This is a genomic window from Granulicella rosea (assembly GCF_900188085.1).
Classification (GTDB): domain Bacteria; phylum Acidobacteriota; class Terriglobia; order Terriglobales; family Acidobacteriaceae; genus Edaphobacter; species Edaphobacter rosea.
In genome coordinates this window covers 268,704-290,017 of the sequence record NZ_FZOU01000006.1, presented here as the reverse complement: position 1 = coordinate 290,017, position 21,314 = coordinate 268,704, and the positions used below count along the sequence as shown (strand labels likewise).

At 63.7% G+C, this 21,314-nt stretch carries 17 protein-coding genes; 13 read left to right on the top strand and 4 right to left on the bottom strand.

All coding sequences use genetic code 11. From position 1 onward, the window contains the following. Nucleotides 1-66: 66 nt before the first annotated feature. The 3 genes from CHB87_RS16770 (at nt 67) to CHB87_RS16760 (ending at nt 5,615) form a co-directional block, all read left to right on the top strand. Nucleotides 67-1,362, top strand: a complete 1,296-nt coding sequence (locus CHB87_RS16770; RefSeq protein ID WP_089409579.1) for a DUF6438 domain-containing protein — start codon at nt 67-69, stop codon at nt 1,360-1,362. 46 nt (nt 1,363-1,408) lie between these two features. Then, nucleotides 1,409-1,810: a DUF2237 family protein gene (locus CHB87_RS16765; RefSeq protein ID WP_089409578.1), complete on the top strand. Its 402-nt coding sequence runs from the start codon at nt 1,409-1,411 to the stop codon at nt 1,808-1,810. Between the two features lie 310 nt (nt 1,811-2,120). Continuing rightward, nucleotides 2,121-5,615, top strand: coding sequence for a TonB-dependent receptor (locus tag CHB87_RS16760; RefSeq protein WP_089409577.1), 3,495 nt, complete (start codon nt 2,121-2,123; stop codon nt 5,613-5,615). 369 nt (nt 5,616-5,984) lie between these two features. Here the strand turns inward: CHB87_RS16760 and CHB87_RS16755 are convergent, their stop codons facing one another. Then, nucleotides 5,985-7,430 carry a sodium:solute symporter family protein gene (locus CHB87_RS16755; RefSeq protein WP_089409576.1) on the bottom strand — a complete coding sequence of 482 codons (1,446 nt, stop codon included), beginning with the start codon at nt 7,428-7,430 and terminating at the stop codon, nt 5,985-5,987. 145 nt (nt 7,431-7,575) lie between these two features. On the opposite strand from CHB87_RS16755, the gene CHB87_RS16750 reads away from it, so the two are divergent. Then, nucleotides 7,576-8,853 (top strand): alpha/beta hydrolase family protein, encoded by a 1,278-nt coding sequence (locus tag CHB87_RS16750; protein WP_176441818.1) that lies wholly within the window; start codon nt 7,576-7,578, stop codon nt 8,851-8,853. 680 nt (nt 8,854-9,533) lie between these two features. Here the strand turns inward: CHB87_RS16750 and CHB87_RS16745 are convergent. Beyond that, a complete protein-coding gene (locus tag CHB87_RS16745; protein ID WP_089409574.1) occupies nt 9,534-10,472 on the bottom strand; it encodes a tyrosine-type recombinase/integrase in 939 nt (312 codons plus the stop codon). A gap of 215 nt (nt 10,473-10,687) precedes the next feature. On the opposite strand from CHB87_RS16745, the gene CHB87_RS16740 reads away from it, so the two are divergent. From CHB87_RS16740 to CHB87_RS16710, 7 genes are all read left to right on the top strand, one after another. Further along, nucleotides 10,688-11,086, top strand: coding sequence for a VOC family protein (locus CHB87_RS16740; protein WP_089409573.1), 399 nt, complete (start codon nt 10,688-10,690; stop codon nt 11,084-11,086). A 39-nt stretch (nt 11,087-11,125) separates the two neighbouring features. Beyond that, a complete protein-coding gene (locus tag CHB87_RS16735) occupies nt 11,126-12,148 on the top strand; it encodes an LLM class flavin-dependent oxidoreductase (protein ID WP_089409572.1) in 1,023 nt (340 codons plus the stop codon). Between the two features lie 90 nt (nt 12,149-12,238). After that, nucleotides 12,239-13,354, top strand: a complete 1,116-nt coding sequence (locus CHB87_RS16730) for a WD40/YVTN/BNR-like repeat-containing protein (protein WP_089409571.1) — start codon at nt 12,239-12,241, stop codon at nt 13,352-13,354. Then, nucleotides 13,351-13,647, top strand: a complete 297-nt coding sequence (locus CHB87_RS16725; RefSeq protein ID WP_089409570.1) for a MoaD/ThiS family protein — start codon at nt 13,351-13,353, stop codon at nt 13,645-13,647. Before CHB87_RS16730 ends, CHB87_RS16725 begins: the two co-directional genes overlap by 4 nt. A 163-nt stretch (nt 13,648-13,810) precedes the next feature. Further along, nucleotides 13,811-15,373, top strand: coding sequence for a flavin monoamine oxidase family protein (locus tag CHB87_RS16720; RefSeq protein ID WP_089409569.1), 1,563 nt, complete (start codon nt 13,811-13,813; stop codon nt 15,371-15,373). 200 nt (nt 15,374-15,573) lie between these two features. Next, nucleotides 15,574-16,035, top strand: coding sequence for a hypothetical protein (locus tag CHB87_RS16715; RefSeq protein WP_142988393.1), 462 nt, complete (start codon nt 15,574-15,576; stop codon nt 16,033-16,035). 73 nt (nt 16,036-16,108) lie between these two features. Further along, entirely contained in the window at nt 16,109-16,390 is a 282-nt protein-coding gene (locus CHB87_RS16710) for a hypothetical protein (RefSeq protein WP_089409567.1), read from the top strand. Here the strand turns inward: CHB87_RS16710 and CHB87_RS16705 are convergent. Beyond that, nucleotides 16,380-17,399, bottom strand: a complete 1,020-nt coding sequence (locus CHB87_RS16705) for a YihY/virulence factor BrkB family protein (protein WP_089409566.1) — start codon at nt 17,397-17,399, stop codon at nt 16,380-16,382. The genes CHB87_RS16710 and CHB87_RS16705 overlap by 11 nt on opposite strands. A gap of 144 nt (nt 17,400-17,543) precedes the next feature. Between CHB87_RS16705 and CHB87_RS16700 the strand changes: the two genes are divergently transcribed. Both CHB87_RS16700 and CHB87_RS16695 read left to right on the top strand, forming a co-directional pair. Beyond that, nucleotides 17,544-18,485: an MBL fold metallo-hydrolase gene (locus tag CHB87_RS16700; RefSeq protein WP_089409565.1), complete on the top strand. Its 942-nt coding sequence runs from the start codon at nt 17,544-17,546 to the stop codon at nt 18,483-18,485. Further along, nucleotides 18,482-19,333 carry an aldo/keto reductase gene (locus CHB87_RS16695; RefSeq protein WP_089409564.1) on the top strand — a complete coding sequence of 284 codons (852 nt, stop codon included), beginning with the start codon at nt 18,482-18,484 and terminating at the stop codon, nt 19,331-19,333. The genes CHB87_RS16700 and CHB87_RS16695 overlap by 4 nt, the downstream gene beginning before the upstream one ends. Before the next feature lie 125 nt (nt 19,334-19,458). Here CHB87_RS16695 and CHB87_RS16690 read toward each other — a convergent pair whose 3' ends face one another. Then, nucleotides 19,459-21,129 carry a GGDEF domain-containing protein gene (locus CHB87_RS16690; protein WP_176441817.1) on the bottom strand — a complete coding sequence of 557 codons (1,671 nt, stop codon included), beginning with the start codon at nt 21,127-21,129 and terminating at the stop codon, nt 19,459-19,461. Between the last annotated feature and the right edge of the window lie 185 nt (nt 21,130-21,314).

Below are 21,314 nucleotides of genomic sequence, written 5' to 3'. Positions count from 1 at the left end.
TCTTACGGCCATGGGGACGATTTTCTTTTTAGGCCGCTCACGTCGCTCGGGGATAGCAGCGTGAAGATGACGCGCATGCGACGCATCTCATTCGGGCTGTTGCTCGTCTGCGCCTCTGTCGCTGCCTGGGCACGCGGGCGGCGTTTTCTCGTGCCATTTCCCAGCGTGTCCGAACCCTCGCAGGTGCGGATTACCCTTGCGCGTGGTGGGTGCTTCGGTACATGCCCCTCCTACGAGGTGACGATCTCTGGAGACGGAACGATCCACTATCGCGGCGAGGCGTTTGTATTGGTTACGGGTGACCATACAGCGCATATCGATCCGAAAACAGTCGCGCTGCTTCTCGACTCCTTTCGCAAGGCGCACTTCTTCGGCGCCAACAATGTGTACCGGTACAACGCGACGGATCTGCCGACTTACCGTATGACGGTAGTCGTCGGTTCCCGAAAGAAGTCCGTTGTCGATTACTGGGGCGAGAAGGCTGGGATGCCGCGGGAGATTATCGATCTTGAAGACCTCATCGACAAGGCCGCGAATACCGCGCTTTGGATCAAGGGATCGGACGAGACCGCGAGCGCCCTCACGCAGGAGGGATGGCGCTTTGGCGCGCACGACCAGGATCATATCGCGCTCTATCTGCGTGCGATCCAGGTGGGCAACGCAGGGCTGAAAGAGGCCTTCTTAAGGGCCGGTGCGCCCGTCGGGACCAAGGTAGCTCACGACAGTCTCTGGCCACTGCGCGAGGATACCCCTATCTGCGCCGCAACTGGAAAAGGCGAGCTGCTGCTGGTGCAGAAAATGTCGCGACAACTGGAGTCGCTGTCCCCGGAAATTGATACGGAATGTATGAGCGCCGCAGCCCGCAGCGGTAGTGTCGCCATGCTGCAGTTCTGGACCGCTCGCGGCGTTCGCCCCAGCTTTCCAAGGGAGGAGACGGGCGACGACGTGTTGCCTTCCGCTATTCAGTCGGGCAATCCTGAACTAGTGCGCGGGCTGCTCGCCGACTACAAGCCTGATCTTCATCTGATTGTCGGCCGCGAAACGTTGATCTCCTGGCTGTTCTCCCACAGCCACTTCGGAGCTGCGGAGCAACGGCAAAAGACCAACGCAATGGCGCAACTCCTGATGCAGTATGGAGCCGACGTCAACGCTACGGGTCCAGGCGGTACGACTGCGCTGATCGATGAAAGCTTCTTCGAGGAGGACACCCGTGACTTGCTCATGCTCGGCGCTGACCCTACAGCGGTTGCGCAGAATGGAGATACTGCCCTAAGCAGAGCAAAACAGTATCGGTGTCCGGTCTGCGTAATGCTGATCGAGCAGGCTCTGGACAAACGAGCCGCGACTGTCCCAGCCCCATAGCCCGTCGAAGTCGCAAAGGTGGGATACTAGGGGCAGAAGGAAGATCATGCCGACCACCGAACCTATCAAAGCCCGCGGAAAAAATGTACTCGGCCAGCCCCTCGCGACCTGCGGTTGCGACCCCATGACCGGCTTCTACCGCACCGGCTGCTGCGAGACCGGGCCGGACGACCTCGGCGTTCACACCATCTGCTGCATCGTGGACGCGGAGTTTCTGGCCGCGTCGAAGGCGCTGGGCAACGATCTTTCGACGCCCATGCCGCAGTACGGATTTCCGGGGCTGAAGCCCGGCGACCGCTGGTGCGTCTGCGCGGCGCGTTGGCTGCAGGTGCAGCAGGCCGGCGCCGGCTGCCCGGTGCTGCTCGAGGCAACGCACGAAAACACCCTGAAGATCGTGCCGTTCGAGCTGCTCATCCAGTTCGCGGTCATTCCGGACCAGCTCCACTAGACCGGTCTTCGAGGCTGGCTGCTCGCTGCGCGCCGAGGGCGCCGGCTTCCTATGTGCGGTACACAGACGACTTCCGCGCGGGAAAAGTTGCAGCGATCGGATGAGAAGACGGTAAATTCGCTTGACATCTCCCCTGCGGTCATTGAGGCTTAGAGCAATTACTAAAAACTAGAGACGGCTGTCTCGAAGCTTGCACCCAACCTCGGGGCGAGACCTCACTCCCAGCGTGGAGACCTAAGACAAGCCGGGACATCCGTACACGCCATGGGCCATCAAAGCCCAGAGCAAACCTTCAGGAGCCAGATCCAATATGAGTTTCTTCACGAAACGCGCACTTTCCGCCGCGGCATGTTGTCTCATTGCCGCCTCGTCCGTGGCGCCAGCCTTTGCCCAGACCGCGGCGCTCGGAGGCATCGACGGCGTCGTCCGCGATAACACCGGCGCAGTCGTTCCCGGCGTCTCCGTCACCGTCATCAACTCCGGAACGGGCGCGACGCGCACCGTGACCACCGACTCCGAAGGCCACTACACCGCCGGCTTCCTCCAGCCCGGCACGTATGAGGTCGTTCTCGGCGGCGGCTCGTTCGGCAAGGTGGATCGCAAGAACATCGCCGTCACCGTCGGCGCCTCCGTCACGGTCGATGGCGCGCTTCCCGCCGCCAGCGTCACCACCGAGGTCACCGTCTCGTCCGACGCGCCGCTGATCGATGCGGACAAGGTGGAAGGCTCGCAGGTCGTCGGCCAGCAGATCGTCTCGAATCTTCCGGTGGCCAGCCGCCGCTTCGAGAGCTTCGTGCTCCTGACGCCGAACGTTATTCCCGACGGCACCACCGGTCTCATCGGCTACCGCGGCATCTCCGGCGTCTACAACCAGAACCTGGTGGACGGCGCGAACAACAATCAGCAGTTCTTCTCGGAGGCGCGTGGCCGTTCGATCGGTTCGCCCTACGTCTTCCCGGTCGACTCCATCCGCGAGTTCGAGTCGTCGGCCACCGGATATTCGGCTGAGCTCGGCGGCGCTGCCGGCGGTATCATCAACGCCGTCACCAAGGCCGGTTCGAACAGCTTCCACGGCGACGTGTTCGAGTACTACCGCACGCCGGGCTGGAACGCGCTCGATGCTCAGAACAAGTACAGCGGCCGCCTGACCAACAATCCCTTCAACCTCACGCAGCCCATCAAGGTGCAGCATCAGTTCGGCGTCTCCGTCGGCGGCGCCATCCTGCACGACAAGCTCTTCTATCACTTCAGCTACGACGGCTACCGCAAGATCAATCCCATCACGTACCTGTCGACCTACAACACCTCGACGACCAACGTGGCCAACCTCGTCCACCTCTGCGACGGCGGCACGACCAACCTGACCGACAACGGCATCACCTACCCGACCTCGATTCCGAACGTCAGCGCCACCCAGTGCGCGGCTGTCGTCACGGCCATCCAGGGTCAGCTCGGCGCCTTCCAGCGCAACGCGAAGCAGGACATCTACTTCCCGCGCCTGGACTATCAGCTCACCTCGAAGACTCACCTCATGGCGGAGTTCCTCTTCGCGAACTTCCACCAGCCGAACGGCTACAACGGCGCCACCACGGTCAACAACGGCGGCGTCTCGCAGAACGGCACGGCAGACTTCCACGAGCGCATCCTGATCGCCAGCGCGGAGACCCAGCTCTCCAGCCGTTCGGTCAACGTGGTTCACTTCCAGTGGGCTCGCGACCTCGAGACGGACGGCACCAACACCGGTGGACCGGCGAACAGCATCGGCTCCTCGACCGCTGGCGTCGTCTCCTTTGGCGAAACCTCCGCTCTGCCCCGCGGCAAGTTCCCGGATGAGCACCGCTGGCAGGCGACCGACGTCTACTCCATGACGCTCGGCCACCACACCGTCAAGGCCGGTTTCGATCTGAACTTCGTTCACGAGCAGATCGCCAACCTCTTCGGCGGCGACGGCAGCTTCTCGTACTCCAACGCGAACAACGAGTTCAACTTCATCAACTTCGCGCAGGATGCGCTCGGCGCCAATGCGACCCGCACTCAGGTCGGCACGGGTTCCTCGGCTGTCTTCACGAACGCCTCCACGCGCCACTACAACTCCTTCAGCCAGACCGTCGACCAGCTGACCGGCGTCGGAGCCGACGACTTCTGGAACCAGAACATCGACGGCTTCCTCGAGGATGCGTGGAAGGCGAAGCCGAGCCTGCTCCTGAGCATCGGCGTCCGCTACGACGTACAGCTCGTCCCCGGCCCGGATATGCCGTTCCCGCAGGCGACCAGCCCGGTGGCCTACAACGCCACCTCGCAGATCAACCCTGACTTCAAGATGGTTCAGCCCCGCATCGGCTTCGCCTGGAATCCGCTTCCCGGCACGGTGGTTCGCGGCGGCTACGGCATCTTCTTCGGCCAGGTCTCGAACTCCGCTTACTACACGCTGCGTCGTGAGAACGGCGTCTACCAGAAGCAGTATGGTCCGGTCAGCGCCATCGGCGCGCCGACACCTTACGTCACCGCCGGCACCGTCACCGCGGGTCCGAACACCACCGGCGTCGCCTGCGTTCCGGTCGCTCCGGCCACGGTCTGCTACAACAACTCCGCCAGCTACGCTGCTTACGCTCCTCAGGGCGGCGTGCCGATCTACACCCCGCCGGGTCCGGCTCCGGTCAACCCCGTCACGGGCGCTCCGATCACGCCCACCGGTCTCGCTGCCGTTCCCACCGCGACGCTTACCATTCGCGGTATGGACCCCAGCTTCCGCAACCCCCAGTCGCATTCGGCCGATCTTGCGGTCGAGCAGGCCCTGCCCTACCACGCCAGCCTGACCCTGTCGTACGTCGGCAACCGCGCTCTGCGCCTGCCGGTCTATGTCGACACCAACATCGATCCGAACTCGGTCGTCACCAACCGCACCTACACCTACACCCCGACGGGTGGTACGCCCCGCACCTTCAGCGTTCCGGTCTACACCAACCGACTGAACACCACGGTTGGCGCGGTTGCGACCGGCTTCTCGGATGTCAACTCCTGGTACCACTCGTTCGTCGCTTCGTTCCGCAAGCCGATGAGCCACGGGGTTGAGGTTCTGGCCAACTACACCTGGGCTCACGCCATGGACGGCGGTCAGACCTACGGCGGCAACGGCACCTTCAACGGCACCGATGCTCCGCTCATCCCGTTCGCTCTCGGTCATCGTCAGGGCCGCGCGGCAGAGTATGCCCGCTCGGACCTCGACATCCGCGGCCGTTTCGTCGGCACGATCGTGGCCAAGTCGGCTCTGCCGATCTCGAACAAGTACGCCAAGTACGCGGCGAACGGCTGGCTCCTTTCGGCGACCGTCACCGCGCAGACCGGCGAGCCGATCACCGGTTACACCAGCGGCACCATCACTTCCCTCAGCGGTGGAGCACTTGGCAACCTGACCTCGGATAGCGGCGTGACCAACGCTCTGTTCACTTCAGGTCCTGGCGCTCGCGTGCCGGACGCCATCGCCGGCCGTAACGGCTTCAAGGGACCTGGCGTACATAACACCGACGCTCGCGTCTCTCGTTCGTTCCCCATCGTCAGCGATCGGTACCACTTCGAGGTTGCAGCGGAGCTCTTCAACGTAGCGAACCACCGCAACATCCTCTCGGTGAACACGGCGCTCGCTTCGTACGTGGCTCCTGGCAGCGGCGCCTGCCCGACCGCTGCGGCGAACCCGCTCGGTCTGGGTTGCTTCACGCAGGCAACTGCGTTCGCCACTCCCAGCACGACGACGAACACCATCTACGGAGCTCGTCAGCTCCAGTTGATCGGCAAGTTCATCTTCTAACTCAACCAAGCCGCAAACCAGAGACGCCCGGAGAGATCCGGGCGTCTTTGTTTTGCATGTCCGCTCATCGCCAGCTGAGATGGCCGAGAGCTCTGTATCCGGGCGCAGGGACGGGGCGCGCCGTTTCGTACCCCACTCAGAATCGAGATGGGGCCTCCGCAAGAACAGGCAACGGCAGAAGCCAATGCAGGTCCTTCGCTACGCTCAGGATGACAGGCGTTGTGGCTGGATGCTGGACACATCGCGGTTCCTCGCTCTAGAGGTGCTCTGATTAAGTCCGCAACCCATATCCCAGGGGCTAAAGCCCCACTGACTCTGCGGGGCTTATTGTCCGGGCTAAAGCCCGGACCTATCTTAATCAGAGGTTCCCTAGGCCTCCGCGAAGGGCTCCAACTGCGCGGCCGTCGGCGGAGGCGTCAGCAGGCTGACCACCAGCAGGCCGGCGAGCGAGCCGATCAGAGCGGGGAAGATCGCGTCGCGGTCGGAGACGATCTTCGGCAGCGTGTCATGCACCAGTTGCGAATCCCAGAAGACCGTGACGAAGGTGCCGACGGCGATGCTGCTGACGGCGGCTGAAGCCGTTGCGCGCTTCCAGAAGAAGGCCGCGAGGATCACCGGCGTCAGCGCGGCCGAGTAGATCGTGTACGCGTAAAGGCTCTTCTTCAGCACCGACTCCGTACCCAGGCCCTGGTAAAGCGCCCAGCCGCCAAGCAGCACGACCATCGCGCGCGAGACCCAAAGAATCTTCGTGTTCGACGCATCCGGCGAAATGTAGCGCACGAAGACGTCGTTGACCAGGTTGGTCGCGGGCGAGAAGAGGTAGTTGTTCGCGGTCGAGATGATCTTCGCGAAGATGGCGCCGATCAGCAGCGCGCCCAGCAGCATCAGCGGGCCGGAGCCGGTCAGGCCATGCAGGCCGGTGTAGGCGAGGATCTCGCGCGGGTGGTCGTGGACCTCGCCGGTGGGGAAGAGCGCCGAACCCACCACCGCGATGGCCACGATGATGCTCTCGAGGATCACCGTGCCGACCACCCAGCCCAGCACCGCGCGGGTGGCGTCCTTCTCGCTCCTGGCGGAGAAGAACTTCTGGTACATGGACTGGTTGCCGAGCATCAGCAGGCAGGTGGGCAGGAACAGCTCCGCGGCCTGGATGCCGCTCAGATCGCCGAAGAGCTGGAAGTGCGTTGCGGGGAGCGCGAGATGGACCGCGGCGATGCCGCCTGCCTGGTGAATCAGCACGGGCAGCGCGGCGATCATGGTGAAGGTGGTCAGCAGGCCGATGGCGACGTCCATGTACGCAACCGAGCTCATGCCGGCGATGGCGGTGAAGACGATGACGAAGCCGGCGATGATGTACCGGCCGGCGATCGCCGAGACCGACGGGAAGATCAGGTGGACGATGTCGCCGCCGCCGATGAACTGGTAGCAGGTGATGGCCGTGTAGGTGAAGAGGATGGCGATGACGCCCAGCACCCGCGCGGTCTGGTTGTAGCGGACCTCCAGCAGGTCCGGGATGGTGAAGCGCGCGAACTTGCGGGCGCGCGGCGCGATGAAGTAGATGAGCAGCAGCCCGGCCCATCCGCCGCCGCCCTGCCACAGCGCCGCGAAGCCGTGGCGGTAAGCGTTTTCGGCCCCGCCCAGCAGCGAACCCGACCCGATCCACGACGAAAGCAGCGTGAAGACCAGCACGAACGCCGGCAGCGAGCGACCCGCGACGAGGTAGTCCGCCTTGGTCTTGACCTTGCTCATGCGGGTCAGCGAGACGGTCAGAAGGGTGAGAACGATGAGGCCGAGAACGATCGCGTAAAGGTTCATGAGTGGGGTCAGTGTACTTGACCGGCCATGCGGATCGGAAAGAGCCGCGTGGGGAACGAACGGCGCCGGGGCGAACTTCCGCTTGCAACGATGCCAGAGACCGCTCGGCGACTGTAAGCTGGTGGACATGAAGACCTGCCTCCTCATGCTTTCCACTCTTGCTCTTGTCTCTTTGCCATCCGTCCACGCGCAGGCCGGACCGCCGCTCAGCGCGCGCGACGCGGCCTGGCGGGCGCAGATTCGCCACACGCTATACGTGCCGGATGAGCTGCCGCCGCTCGAGGCGAAGACCTGGTCGAGCTTTTCGCCGGTCGCGGGCGTCATCGCCGAGCGTGTGACGTATGCGACGGCCAGCGGCATGCGCGTTCCCGCCATCGTCTATCGGCCGGAGAAGAGAAAGGGCAAGCTGCCCGGCATCGTCGTGGTGAACGGACACGGCGGCGACAAGTTCGCGTGGTATGCGTTCTATTCGGGCATGATGTTCGCGCGCGCCGGCGCGGTGGTAGTCACGTACGACCCCATCGGCGAGGGCGAGCGGAACATCGACCGCAAGTCGCGCGCCGGCTCGCATGACGCCATCGTCGCGACGCCCGAGGGCGTGCCTGCCGACGACTGGGGACAGCGGCTCGCCGGGTTGATGCAGGTCGATGTCATGCAGGCGGTCGCGTATCTCGGCCAGCGGCCGGAGGTCGATCCGAAGCGCATCGCGACCGTGGGGTACTCGATGGGCGCGTTCATCACCGGCATCACCGGGGCGATCGACCCGGCGATCCACGCGGTGCTGCTCAGCGGCGGCGGCACGTTCGACGACGAGGCCGACGGCGGCAAGAGCTTCGACACGGGCAAGCTGCCGTGCCAGGCGCCGCCGTGGCGGTCTTTGCGCATCCTCGGCGATGAGTTCCACAAGCGCGGCGCGGTGCTCTACACCCTGAACGCCGACCGCGGGCCGATGCTGGTCGAGAACGGCTCGATGGACGAGGTGATGGACATCCCGCACCGTGGGCCGGAGTGGTTTGCGGCCATGCGCGCGCAGGCCGTGGCGCTGCACGGCTCGGACCGCAACCTGTTCACCACGCATGTCGATCCCGGCATGAGCCACCGCACCGCGTGGGTCGAACGCCCCGGCGTCGCGTGGCTGAACGAGCAGATCCACTTCGCCAACTGGACCGCCGCCGACATCGAGAGGATGCCCACGACGCACATCAGCGACTGGGCTCACGCGAACGACGTCGACATCACGCCGAACTACATGAAGGAGAACCGCGAAGGCGGGCTGAACGCGCTTGGCACGGGCCTTCCGGGCATCGCCCGCGAGCAGCTCATGGTGCTGCCCGCCGACGAGTGGGAGCGGGAGAAGAACGTGCTGACGTACGAGAGCTGGAAGGAGAAGACGATGGCGGCGGAACAGGCGATGAAGCGGTAGCGATGCAGTGTAAGAGCGGGGGCGCTCGATGAGTACATCGGCGCTTTGGCATTCATCGAGATCACATCTGACGAGAACGGCGTTTATCGGGAGTGATTGGAACCATCGACGGAGATGGTGAGACTCCATCACCCTAAATTGCGAAGGTGCTTCTCAATCCGGCTTACGCGCATCGTCCAAGAAAACCATAAAAACCAGACTCCGTGGAGGACTGTCCAGCCGTGGCTCTCCAACACGCGGTCCACTGACGTGATTGCGCGAAACAGGCTTTGTTCGGTTTCACATGCAATGAGCGTGCATGGATGGCTGTTCCGATGCTCCCCCAGGACGATGTCGAAGATAACGATTTTGATACCGTTATGCTCTCCCTCTATTACATTCCAAACGCGTGTGACTCTCTGACCTGACAAAGTGAGATGAGATACCCAGGACGGTACAGGGGGATGAACTATCGGATGGGTGACAGGCCACCACCATCTTGGTGGGGGTGGGCCTATGTATTGAAAGTTCCACCGGGCCGCGAGAGACCGCATTGCTCGGGTTCGCACTACGTAGAAGATCTGGACCGCGCCATAGATAGCGGCAAGCATCAGAATGATCTTCAATAAGTTCACAAGAGGATTCTACCTTCGGATGAGCGACCCTCGGCTGATCAATCTCCATATAAGGATCGAAACGAACTAGGTGGGTCCGGCCTCGAAACCAATCTTGTCATTGACAGCGTTCTGAAGGCGCTGTTTGCACCCGAGGTAGCGTTCGGTGGTCTGGATCGAAACATGCCCAAGGAGGAACTGAATCTGCTCAAGCTCGCCTCCAGCTTGATGGCAAAGACGGGCACACGTTCGACGCAGATCGTGCGGGGCGATTACGCCAATGCCGCAATTCATAGCCGCTTCGCGAACGATGGACCAAATCACCTTTGGCGTGAATCCGCGATCTTGAACTTTCCCGGTCTTGCTTATGGCGCGGAAGAGAACCCCGTCTCTTAGCTCCGCTACGCTCGTCCATGCATCGACGGCTGACTTCACCCACCTAGGCACAGGAATGGTTCGCATGTGCCGGCCTTTGCCAATGAGGTCAGCAAGCACCCAGTGCTCTTCTCGAAGTTCGAAGTCCTCGATTTTGACGGCAACAAGCTCCGCTCGGCGTAAGCCGCAGCCAAGAAGCATAGCTAGGACGGCATGGTTACGCAGGTCTCGGAGTTGATTGCCCGACTGGACAGCGAGCAACTTCTTGCCTTGCTCGACGGTCAGCCAATTTCCAATGCGGACGCCCAGACGCTTCGCTCCTTTGACCCTGCGAATGCCAGCGGCAAGGTCAGGGCTGAGCAGGCCGCAATCCGAAGCCTCGTATGCGAGCCTGCGAACCGCGGCGAGTCTCAGTTTGATCGTCGAAGGCGCGTATCTTCGCTGCTCCAAGGCGATGCGATAGCGAGTCACCACTGTCTTGTTGAACGCGAGGCGTGGTTCGGAGCAGTACCATTCGATGAAGTCGCGGATGGCGTGTTCGTACGACCGTCGCGAGTTCAAGGATGGAAGGCTATTTAGGACCGCTGATTTCGAATAATCAAGATCGGGGAGCTTGAGGACACTCTTGGGCTTTTTCGCTCTTTCCGCCATACTGACGGCCTCCTAGCCGTGACGAAAAGAATCTCTCAACCGGATTAGTCCTCATAAGTCGGCTTATGTTTACCGATGCCCATTTCGACTGGCGAGACCAGGACGATGCGTTTCGTGAGCATAGAAAGAGAAGAATGTCCCTTGTAAGCGCTTCCGCAAAGACCCTCTGCCGGCTACCTTGATATCCTTCCGTCGGGCTGAACTTGGGAATATCCATGACCATGACACAACCGACTCTGCAAGGGATTTCTCCGTTCTTCATCGTCAGCAACGTCGTGCGCACGATCGGCTTCTATCGCGATGCGTTGGGCTTCGAGGCCCGGTATCGAGCGCCGGAGCGCGACTCGTTCTTCGCCATCCTCGCCCGCGATGCGGTGCGGATCTTCGTCAAGGCTGAGGCTGGGATATTGCCCGCGCCAAACTCCACAAGGCATCCGCATATGCGGTGGGATGCCTATGTGTACGTCCCCGAGCCCGATGCGCTGGCGGCTGAGTTCGCCGCGAACGGCGTGGCGTTCCGTTCGCCGCTCCAGGATACGCATGACGGTCTGCGCGGCTTCGAGATCGCCGATCCGGACGGGTATGTCTTGTTTTTCGGGCGGACGCGAGAGTAGCGTGTTGCAACATCGATCGGAGGCGTAAACTGGTCGAGTATGAAGAAAATCGGCTTTCTCTCCTTCGGACACTGGACGCCTTCCGCGCAATCGGCGACGCGGACGGCGGCCGACACGCTGTTGCAGTCGATCGACCTGGCCGTCGAGGCCGAGCGCCTGGGCATAGATGGCGCCTACTTCCGTGTGCATCACTTTGCGCGGCAGCTGGCTTCGCCGTTTCCGCTGCTTGCGGCGTGTGGCGCGAAGACGCGGAAGATCGAGCTTGGGACCGCGGTGATCGATATGCGGTACGAGAATCCTCATTACATGGCGGAGGACGCCGGGGCGGCGGACCTGATCTCGGGCGGGCGGTTGCAGCTTGGCGTCAGCCGCGGCTCGCCCGAGCAGGTGATCGACGGCTGGCGCTATTTCGGCTACCAGCCGCTCGAAGGCGAGGACGACGCGGCGATGGGCCGGCGGCATGTGGAGGAGTTTCTGGAGCTGCTGAGCGGCAAGGGCTTCGCGCAGCCGAATCCGCGTCCCATGTTCGCCAATCCTCCGGGGCTGCTGCGTCTGGAGCCTTACTCCGAGGGTCTGCGCGAGCGCATCTGGTGGGGCGCGGCGACGAATGCGACCGCCGTCTGGGCGGCGAAGCTGGGCATGAACCTGCAGTCGTCGACGCTGAAGTTCGACGAGACCGGCGAGCCGTTCCATATCCAGCAGGCCCAGCAGATACGGGCGTATCGCGCGGCGTGGAAGGAGGCCGGACATGCGTGGGAGCCACGCGTCTCGGTCAGCCGCAGCATCTTCGCGTTGGTCGACGACCGCGACCGCGCGTACTTCGGCCGGGGCGGCGAGGAGAAGGACACGATTGGCTTCCTCGACGCGAGCACGCGCGCCATCTTCGGTCGAGGCTACGCCGCGGAGCCGGATGTGCTGATCGAGCAGCTTCGCAGGGACGAGGCGATCGCGGAGGCGGATACGCTTCTGCTGACGATTCCCAACCAGCTTGGCGTGGCGTACAACGCGCATGTGATGGAGGCGATTCTGAAGCTGGTGGCGCCGGCGCTGGGGTGGCGATAATCTCGCCGCCGGAAGAAAAAGCTGGTCCGAATCCCCGCTCTGGTGGATGATGGCTGTGCGGTTTCTGATGCTCTTCGCGAGGGTGCGACGATGGGCGGTGTGCGAGTTCTGGTGGGGACGCGCAAGGGCGCGTTTGTGCTGACCTCCGACGAGCGGCGGCAGAACTGGCAGGTCTGCGGGCCGTACTTTGCCGGCTGGGAGATCTATCACGTCAAGGCCTCGCCGGTGAACCCGGACCGCATCTACGCCTCGCAGTTGAATAGCTGGTTCGGCCAGATCGTTCAGCGGTCGGACGACGGCGGCAAGACCTGGGCGCCGGTGGGCAACAAGTTCGTCTACGATGGCGTGGCCGGCACGCACCAGTGGTACGACGGGACGCCGCATCCGTGGGAGTTCAAACGCGTCTGGCATCTGGAGCCGTCGCCGGTCTGCGCCGACACGGTCTACGCGGGGGTGGAGGACGCGGCGCTCTTCCGGTCGACCGACGCGGGCGCGACCTGGACGGAGATGTCCGGCCTGCGCCGGCATGGCTCCGGTCCGCACTGGCAGCCGGGCGCGGGCGGCATGTGTCTGCATACGATCATGCTGGAGGAGCGGAAACCGGACCGGATCGTCATCGCGATCTCCTCGGCCGGCGCCTTCCGGTCGGACGATGGCGGCGAAAGCTGGAAGCCGATCAACAAGGGCCTGGTCTCGCAGCATATTCCGGACCCGGACGCCGAGGTGGGGCACTGCGTCCACCATATCGCCCGACATCCCGCGCGGCCCGAGGCGCTCTACATGCAGAAACACTGGGACGTGATGCGCAGCGACGACGCGGGCGATCACTGGCGCGAGGTGAGCGGCAACCTGCCGACCGACTTCGGCTTCGCCATCGACGTGCATGCGCATGAGCCGGAGACGATCTATGTTGCGCCGATCAAGAGCGATCAGGAGCACTTTCCGCTGGGCGGTCAGCTCCGCATCTACCGCAGCCGTACGGGCGGCAACGAGTGGGAGGCCCTGACCGAAGGTCTGCCGCAGGAGAACTGCTACGTGAACGTGCTGCGCGACGCCATGTCGGTCGACACGCTGCCGGAGTGCGGCGTCTACTTCGGCACGACGGGCGGGCAGGTCTACTGCTCGGCCGATTCGGGCGACCACTGGCAGGCGATCGTGCGCGACCTGCCGGCGGTGCTGTCGGTCGAGGTCCAGACGCTGCCGTGATACGGGTTCAGTTGCCGGGACATCTGCGCCTGCTCGCCGGGGTGACGGGCGAGATTGCGTTCGAGCTCGAAGCGCCAGCCACGCAGCGCTCGCTGCTGGATGCGGTCGAGCTGCGCTATCCCATGTTGCAAGGCACGATCCGCGACTATCGGACAGGCCAACGCCGTGGATTTCTGCGGTTCTTCGCCTGTGAACAGGATCTGTCGCACGCGGATCCCGATGCGCCGCTGCCGCCTGCCGTAGCCGACGGGCGGGAGCCGTATCTGATTGTGGCCTCGGTGGCGGGCGGCTAGGCGCGCGGCCCATACGGCGGATGCGTTTTTGCGTTCCCGCTTTTCGGTGTGGAATCTGTGGGATAAGCTACGTTTCACGGGGCCTTTCCACAACTTCCTCCTGCCGCTTTCTTCGTGGCGGGTCTGCATCTCCTTCAACCAGCGGAACTGGGGACTACCGACGATGGCGATCTCACGGCGCGATTTTTTGACGCGTGTTGGGCAGGCGGGCGGCTATGGCGCTGCCTTTGCGAGTATGCAGATGCTGGGCATCATGCCGATCAAGGGCGCGCTGGCGGAGCCGATCCAGGCCGAGGCGGGCACGGGCAAGGGGACGAAGGTCGTCGTGCTGGGCGGCGGTATCGGCGGGCTGGTCTCCGCGTACGAGCTGAAGAAGCTGGGTTACGAGGTCACGCTGCTGGAGGCTCGGGAGCGGCCCGGCGGGCGCAACTGGAGCGGACGCAACGGCACGGTGGTCGAGTTCACCGACGGCACGAAGCAGACGATCCAGTGGGAGGAGGGCAACTATCAGAACCTCGGCCCGGCGCGTCTGCCGAGCACGCACTGGACGATGCTGGGCTATTGTCGTGAGCTGGGCGTGCCGCTGGAGGTGGAGATCAACACCTCGCGCTCCTCGCTGCTGCAGAACGACGCAGCCAACGGGGGCAAGCCGGTCGTCCAGCGCCAGGCCATCAACGATACGCGCGGCCATGTGTCGGAGCTGCTGTCGAAGGCGATCGCCGGAGGCGGACTGGACGGCGATCTGACCAAGGAAGACCGGCAGCGGATGATCGAGTTCCTGAACTACTACGGTCCGCTCGATAAGACAGGCAAGTATATCGGGGCGGACCGCGCGGGCTTGAAGGTGGCGCCGGGCGCCGGGCGTCAGGTCGAGGTTCCCGATACGCCGCTGTCGATGCACACGCTGCTGGACGCGAGCTTCTGGGGCGGCATGCTGTACGAGGAGAACTGGGACTGGCAGGCGACCATGATGCAGCCGGTGGGCGGCATGGATCGCATTCCGTACGCCTTCGCCAAGGCGCTTGGACCGATCATCCAGTACGGTTGCCCGGTCACCGAGATCCGCAAGACCTCGACCGGCGTGAAGATCGGCTACCTGAAGGGCGGCAAGCCGGCCGCGATCGAGGCGGCGTACTGCGTCTGCGCGATGCCGTTCTCGATCCTGAAGAAGATTCCGAACGACCTTTCGGCGCCGTTCAAGGCGGTGATCGAGGGCTCGGGCATGGGACTGTCGTCGAAGACGGCTTGGGAGAGCAAGCGCTTCTGGGAGACGGACTACAACATCTACGGCGGGCTATCGTTCCTGGCGGCGGGGCCGAGTCCGGTCTGGTACCCGAGCGCGCGGCTGATGCATCCGACCGGCATCGTCGTGGCGGGATATATGGACGAACGGCAGATCCCGGGCTATCAGGCGCTTTCGCTGGAGAACAAGTTCGCCGCGTCGCGGGCGCAGATCGAGAAGCTGCATCCGGGACATGGCAAGGAGCTGAGGAACCCGGTCTTCTGCGGCTGGGGCCGGGTGAAGTGGAACGAGGGTTCGTGGATCGAGACCTACGGCGGCGGGCCGGACGGCTACAACACGGTGATCGAGCCGGATGGGCCGATCTACCTGGCGGGCGACACGATCAGCCACATCGTCGGCTGGCAGGAGGGCGCGGCGCTGAGCGCGCGGCGCGCGGTAGATATGATCTCAGCCAAGGTGAAGCTGGCGAAGGCCGCGGGGTAGGCGGCACGTGGACCCGAAGGCGCGCCCTGTCCCGGAGACGAGACAGGGCGCGCTGAAGGAGTCTCAACCTGAAGATTCTTCGGGAGTTTTGCGATTTCACCGCAACATTTTTTCAAACAACTTTTCAATCGGGCGCGGTTCTTTATGAGCGTGCGTGGCGGAGGGATGCTCCTTTCGCGCACGGAATCAGGAGGACTTCGATGAAGAGCAAGTGGAATTGGGCATTGGCAGTCGCGGCGATGGTGGCAATGGGGCCGGTGGTGGTGCAGGCGCAGCAGGTTCCCGGTCCGCATCCGTCCTATCTGCATGCACTGGACGATCTGCGTGCGGCGCGGGCGCAGTTGTCCGAGGGTTGGCAGTGGGGGCCGGTGCGCCATGACGATGAGGCGGCGATTCATGAGATCGACGCGGCAATCAATGAGATCAAGACGGCGGCGATCTGGGACGGCAAGAGACTGACCGATCATCCGCCGATCGACACGCGGCTGAGCCCGCACGACCGGTTCCGCAGGGCGAACGAGCTGCTGTTGGCCGCGCATAACGATCTGGCGAAGGCCGAAGACGTGCCGGCGGCGCGTGGTCTGCGCGACCGCTCGCTCGGACACATCGATCGTGCGCACCAGATTGTGGACAACGCCTGGCGCACGGCGCGCTGGGAGTAACGCAGGCCTCGGGCATCACCCGTTTACCTGATATTCTCAGCGCCTGAGATTAGCGGTTTGGCTGGGACTGGCGTTGGTGACGGGTGGTGCGGCCTGGGCGGGTCTGGCGAAGTGCTACGCGGGCGTCATCGGCGAGCAGCCATTGATGCGGCCGTACCAGTCGTCCCTGGTGGCGGACCCCTACGTCGATCTGACGAACAAGGAGTACCACGTCTCGTCGATGCTGATCCCCGTGGCTGCGCCGGGTACGATCGAGCGCACGGTCGGCATTCAGGTGGATCCGCGGGGCATGGTGGTGAGCGCCGAGGTGAGCGAGATGGACACCGTTCTCTCCGTCATGGACGTCAAGAAGTAGCGGCCGGGACTGGCGCATCGGGGTCGGAGGTGACGGCCGGAGGAATGGCGCCGGCGGCCTTCAAACGCCGCTCGGTTGCGGCGGCCTCGATCTCGGAGTTGATCTCCGCGCCGATGAGCAGCATCAACCCGGTGAGATAGAACCACGTCAGCAGGATGATCACCGCGCCCAGCGAGCCGTAGGTGAGCGAGTAGCTGTTGAAGTAGAAGAGGTAGAGCCGCAGCGCCAGCGAAGCCAGAATCCAGCCCAGGATGCCGAGCGCGGCGCCCGGCGTCAGCAACCGCCAGCGCTTGTTCTTCACGTCCGGCGCGAAGTAGTAGATGACGGCGAAGAGCAGGTTGAGCATGCCGAGCGTGACCAGATCGAAGACGAGATGGATGGCGATGCCGCCGGCCATGCCGATGTCGTAGTGGTAGATATGCCGGCGCAGCAGGTGCGAGAGCGCGGTTCCGGCGAGCAGGCAGCAGAGCGTCAGCGTGACCAGCACGCCCAGCAGCAGGGTGACCAGCATGGCGCTGCCGCGCGCCTTCCAGTAAGGGCGCGTCTCCTTGACCTTGTAGACCGTGTTCAGCGTGTCCTGAATGGCCGTGAAGCCGACCGAGGCGGACCAGACCGCGAAGGCGATGCCGAAGGTGACCTTGCCGCTGGTGGAGTTGGCCGCGGTCTGGTTGAAGGTGTCGAGCACGATGCCGAGCGCGTCGTGCGGCACGACGACGGCCATGTAGTTGAGCAGCTTGACGTAGATATCCGTCGCCGAACGCGCCATCAGGCCGAGCACGGCGGAGGCGCTGATGAGCGCGGGAAAGAGCGCGAAGAGGAAGTAGTAGCCCAGCTCGGCCGCGCGCGAGAGCAGGTTGTCCTCGATGATGGAGTGCCAGGTGCGTCGCGCGATCAGCATGGGCGGCACTCCCTGAAAGTCCCAGAGGTTGCCGATAGGGAAGGCCGAGACGGCGTCCCAGATGCGCTGGCGCTGCGGATCGATATGGGTGAGGGTATGGTCTTTGCGCATTATGGGACGAATTTGCAACGGCTGGTGGGCAGTCAGATGCAAAATCCGGGCGTCGAGGACAGATTTTCATTCGGAAAGGCTGCACGAACGCGTCGGCGGATGTTAGGTTGCATCTAACGGAGTGATGGTTGTACACGAATGAAAATGAAGATACGCGCGCTGTGGGGAACCAGGCCGTTCTGGATCACGAAGCTGGGCCAGCTCTCGAAGGTGGTGTGGGATAGCCACGCCCAGCCGATGGAGGGCGAGCCTCAGGTCGCGGTGGAGGTGGAGCCGGGCGAGCTGGGTGTGACGTTCATCGGGCACTCTTCGTTCCTGCTGCAGATTGCGGGCAAAAATGTGCTGGTCGATCCGGTCTTCGCCAAGCGGCTGGTGGTGTTGCGCCGGCAGCGGCGTCCGGGTCTGAAGATGCGGCGGCTGCCGGGAGTGGACGTCGTCTTCCTGACGCATGCGCATATGGATCACCTGAACCGGCCGTCGCTGCGGCGAATCGCGCGGCAGACGCTGCGCCGCACGGGCAAGGCGCCGATTGCGGTCGTGCCGAAGGGCGTCGAGGACCTGGTCGAGACGCTGGGCTTCCGCGAGGTTCGCACCATGGAGTGGTGGCAGACGATCGAGGTCGAAGGCCTGACCGTCACCATGACGCCCTGCCAGCACTGGGGCGCGCGCGTCTTCCACGACACGCACCGGGGTTACGGCGGCTATGTGATTGAGGCAGAAGGACAAAGCATCTATCACTCCGGCGATACGGCGTACTTTCCCGGCTTCAAGGAGATCGGCGAGCGGCTGCATCCGCAGATTGCTCTGTTGCCCATCGGCGCCTATTTTCCGGATGCCTACCGCGCCGTGCATACGAACCCCGAGGAGGCCTTGCAGGGCTTCGTCGACCTCGGCGCCGAGACGATGATTCCGATGCACTACGGCACCTTCAAGCTGGGTAAGGAGCCGATGGACGAGCCGCTGCAGCGTCTGCTGGCCGATGCGCAGTTTCGTGGGCTCGAAGACCGCGTGCGCGTTGTTGCCGAGGGTGAAACGCTGGCGATCCAGAGCGACGTTCTAACGGCGACTGCATCCAACGCAGTATGACTACTGCGGCGAAGACGTTTCAACTCGGCGGCGACCTAGAGATCAATCGGCTCGGCTACGGCGCGATGCGCCTGACCGGTGAGGGTGTGTGGGACTGGCCCAAAGACCCCGAAAGCGCAAAGGCTGTGCTGCGGCGCGCGGTGGAACTCGGCGTCAACTTCATCGACACGGCGGACGCCTACGGCCCGGCGGTGGGTGAACCGATGATCGGCGACGCGCTATCGCCCTATGCGAAGGGGCTGGTGATCGCGACCAAAGGCGGTCTAACGCGGCAGGGTCCGAACAAGTGGATGCCGGTAGGGCGTCCCGAGTACCTGACCCAGCAGGTCGAGATGAGTCTGCGATATCTGAAGGTGGATACGATCGACCTCTGGCAGTTGCACCGCATCGACCCGAAGGTGCCGGTCGAGGAGTCGCTCGGCGCGATCGCCCGGCTGCAGAGGCAGGGCAAGATCCGGCATATCGGCCTGAGCGAGGTGAAGCCGCACGAGATCGAGCAGGCGAGCAAGGTCGTCAAGATCGTCAGCGTGCAGAACCAGTACAACCTGGGCGATCGCAGGCATGAGGATGTGGTCGAATACTGCACGAAAAACAATATCGGCTTTATTCCCTGGTATCCGGTGGCGGCGGGCAAACTGGCGCAGCCGGGCGGCAAGCTGGACGAGGCCGCGAAGAAGCATGACGCGACCGTGAGCCAGCTCTCCCTGGCATGGCTGCTGCAGCGCTCGCCGGTCATTCTGCCGATTCCGGGCACGTCGTCGATCGAGCATCTGGAGGAGAATGTGAAGTCCGCCGACATTTCGCTGAGCGCTGAAGAGTGGGCGGAGATTGAAGCTTCGGCGAAGTAAGAGCCAAAGCAGATTCCCTCCGGGGAATGACAAAAAGACACAAAGACAAAGGCCCTCACCGGTGACTCAGGTGGAGGGCCTTTGCCTTCTTGCTGTTGTCCCTTTGTTTGTCATTCCCGAGGCTGTTACTTGTCGTCGGTCGCCACGGCGGCGAACTTGCTCTTCGCCTCTTTGATCTGGCTCTTGCTGGCGAGCGGGTCGTGTTCGGCGCCGTAGAGGCTTTCCTTGTACGCGTTCATCAGCGTGTTCAAGGCGCCGTTGGTCTGGTCGCGCAGACTGGGCGCGGCAAGCAGGTTGGTGAACTCGACGCGGTTGCGGCCGTTGCGTTTGGCTTCGTAGAGCGCCTTGTCCGCGCCGGTGAGCAGGCTCGACGGCGTAAGCGGCGGGCCGGGCACGGTGATCGCCGCGCCGATGCTGCAGGAGACGAACTGGCCGATCTCGGTCTGATTGGGGAACTGGGCTGCGTTGACGGCGGCGCGCAAACTTTCGGCAATGGCGCGGATATCCTGCGGTGAGGTGTCGGTCAGGATGACGGCGAACTCCTCGCCGCCGTAGCGCGCGACGAAGTCGGTGGCGCGGCCGAGCGTCGAGTCGATGACGCCGGCGATGCGCTTCAGGCAGCGGTCGCCGGCGGGGTGGCCCTGGGTGTCGTTCAGGTGCTTGAACTTGTCGACGTCGATCATGAGCAGGCCAAGCTGCGACTGCGTGCGTTCGGCGCGGCGCCACTCGCGATCCATGGTGCGGTCGAAGCTGCGGCGGTTGGGTACGCCAGTCAACTGGTCGATGCGGGCTTCGAGCAGGGTGAGCTGGTTGTCCTCGAGCAGTTGCTGTTGAATGCGGCGATAGCCGGACTGGAGGATCGTCGTCCGCATGGCGAAGAGCGCGAGCGAGAGTCCCATGGCGCCGATGCCCCAGTAAAACTGCGTCCTGGCGAGCACGATGGCGAGCGCGAAGATGACCAGCGGGAAGACGACCGGCCCGGCGAGGTTGACGAAGAGCACGCGCGGCGCCGAGCGCGGCAGCTTGACCGCCGGCGTGAAGCGTCCGGTATAGAGGGCGAACAGAAGCAGGATGAGGTCGAAGACGAGATAGAGCGGCGAGCCGGCGGGCGCGCCCCAGCGCTTGATGGCGATCTCGCCGATGAAGAAGAGAGCGCAGCAGGTGGCCCAGAGGTACATGGAGACGCCACGGTAGAAGACCGTCCAGCGGGCGGAGGAGCGGGCCATCAGGCGCAGCATGTAGGCGATCGCCAGCACGCCGTACTCCGCGATGTAGTTCGCGGTGGTGGGGAAGGTGGTGTTCGGCACGGCGGCGACGACGCCGTCGGGCAGCGCGAAGAAGACGGTGAAGTAGGCCAGCACGACAAAGAGGAAGGCCTGGACGGCGGCGACCCACAGCGAGAGCTTCGAGTCCGCGCCAGCCTGACGGTTGGACTCCGGCATGACCAGCGCCATCAGCAGCGGCACGCCGCGCAGGAAGGCGGCAAACTCAAAGACGCCGACATGGAAGGCAGGCACGCCGACGATGTCGACCTTATAAAAAAGCAGCAGGCTGGCGATGATATTGAAGACGAACGAAAGCGCGATGAGCCGCCAGCGCGCGCGCAGCACGCCGCCGGAGTTCTGTCCGCGCAGGATGCAGGCGTAGATCGCCACCGCGCAGCAGGCGACCATGCCGCCCAGCGTCACCGCCGGGTCCGACGGCCGCATCAGGCTGGCGACAAGGTGCAGCGCCAGCACCACGCCTGCGGCGATGGGGAGTATCGGAAGCTGCGGAAGTTCGAACTGGATCTTCATTGAGCTCTGTGGATTCCTGGCGGCAGCCATGCGACGAGGCGCCGGTAGTTGCAAGTTTATTCTTTGCAGCAGCTTTAGGGATCGCCATGTTGGGGCAGCGGAGTACAACGTTCGTGCAGGCTTTCGGTGACGTTGAGCGTTGAGAATCATTCGTCTCAGGCAGGCGGTCTTGCTTAAGGGCACGG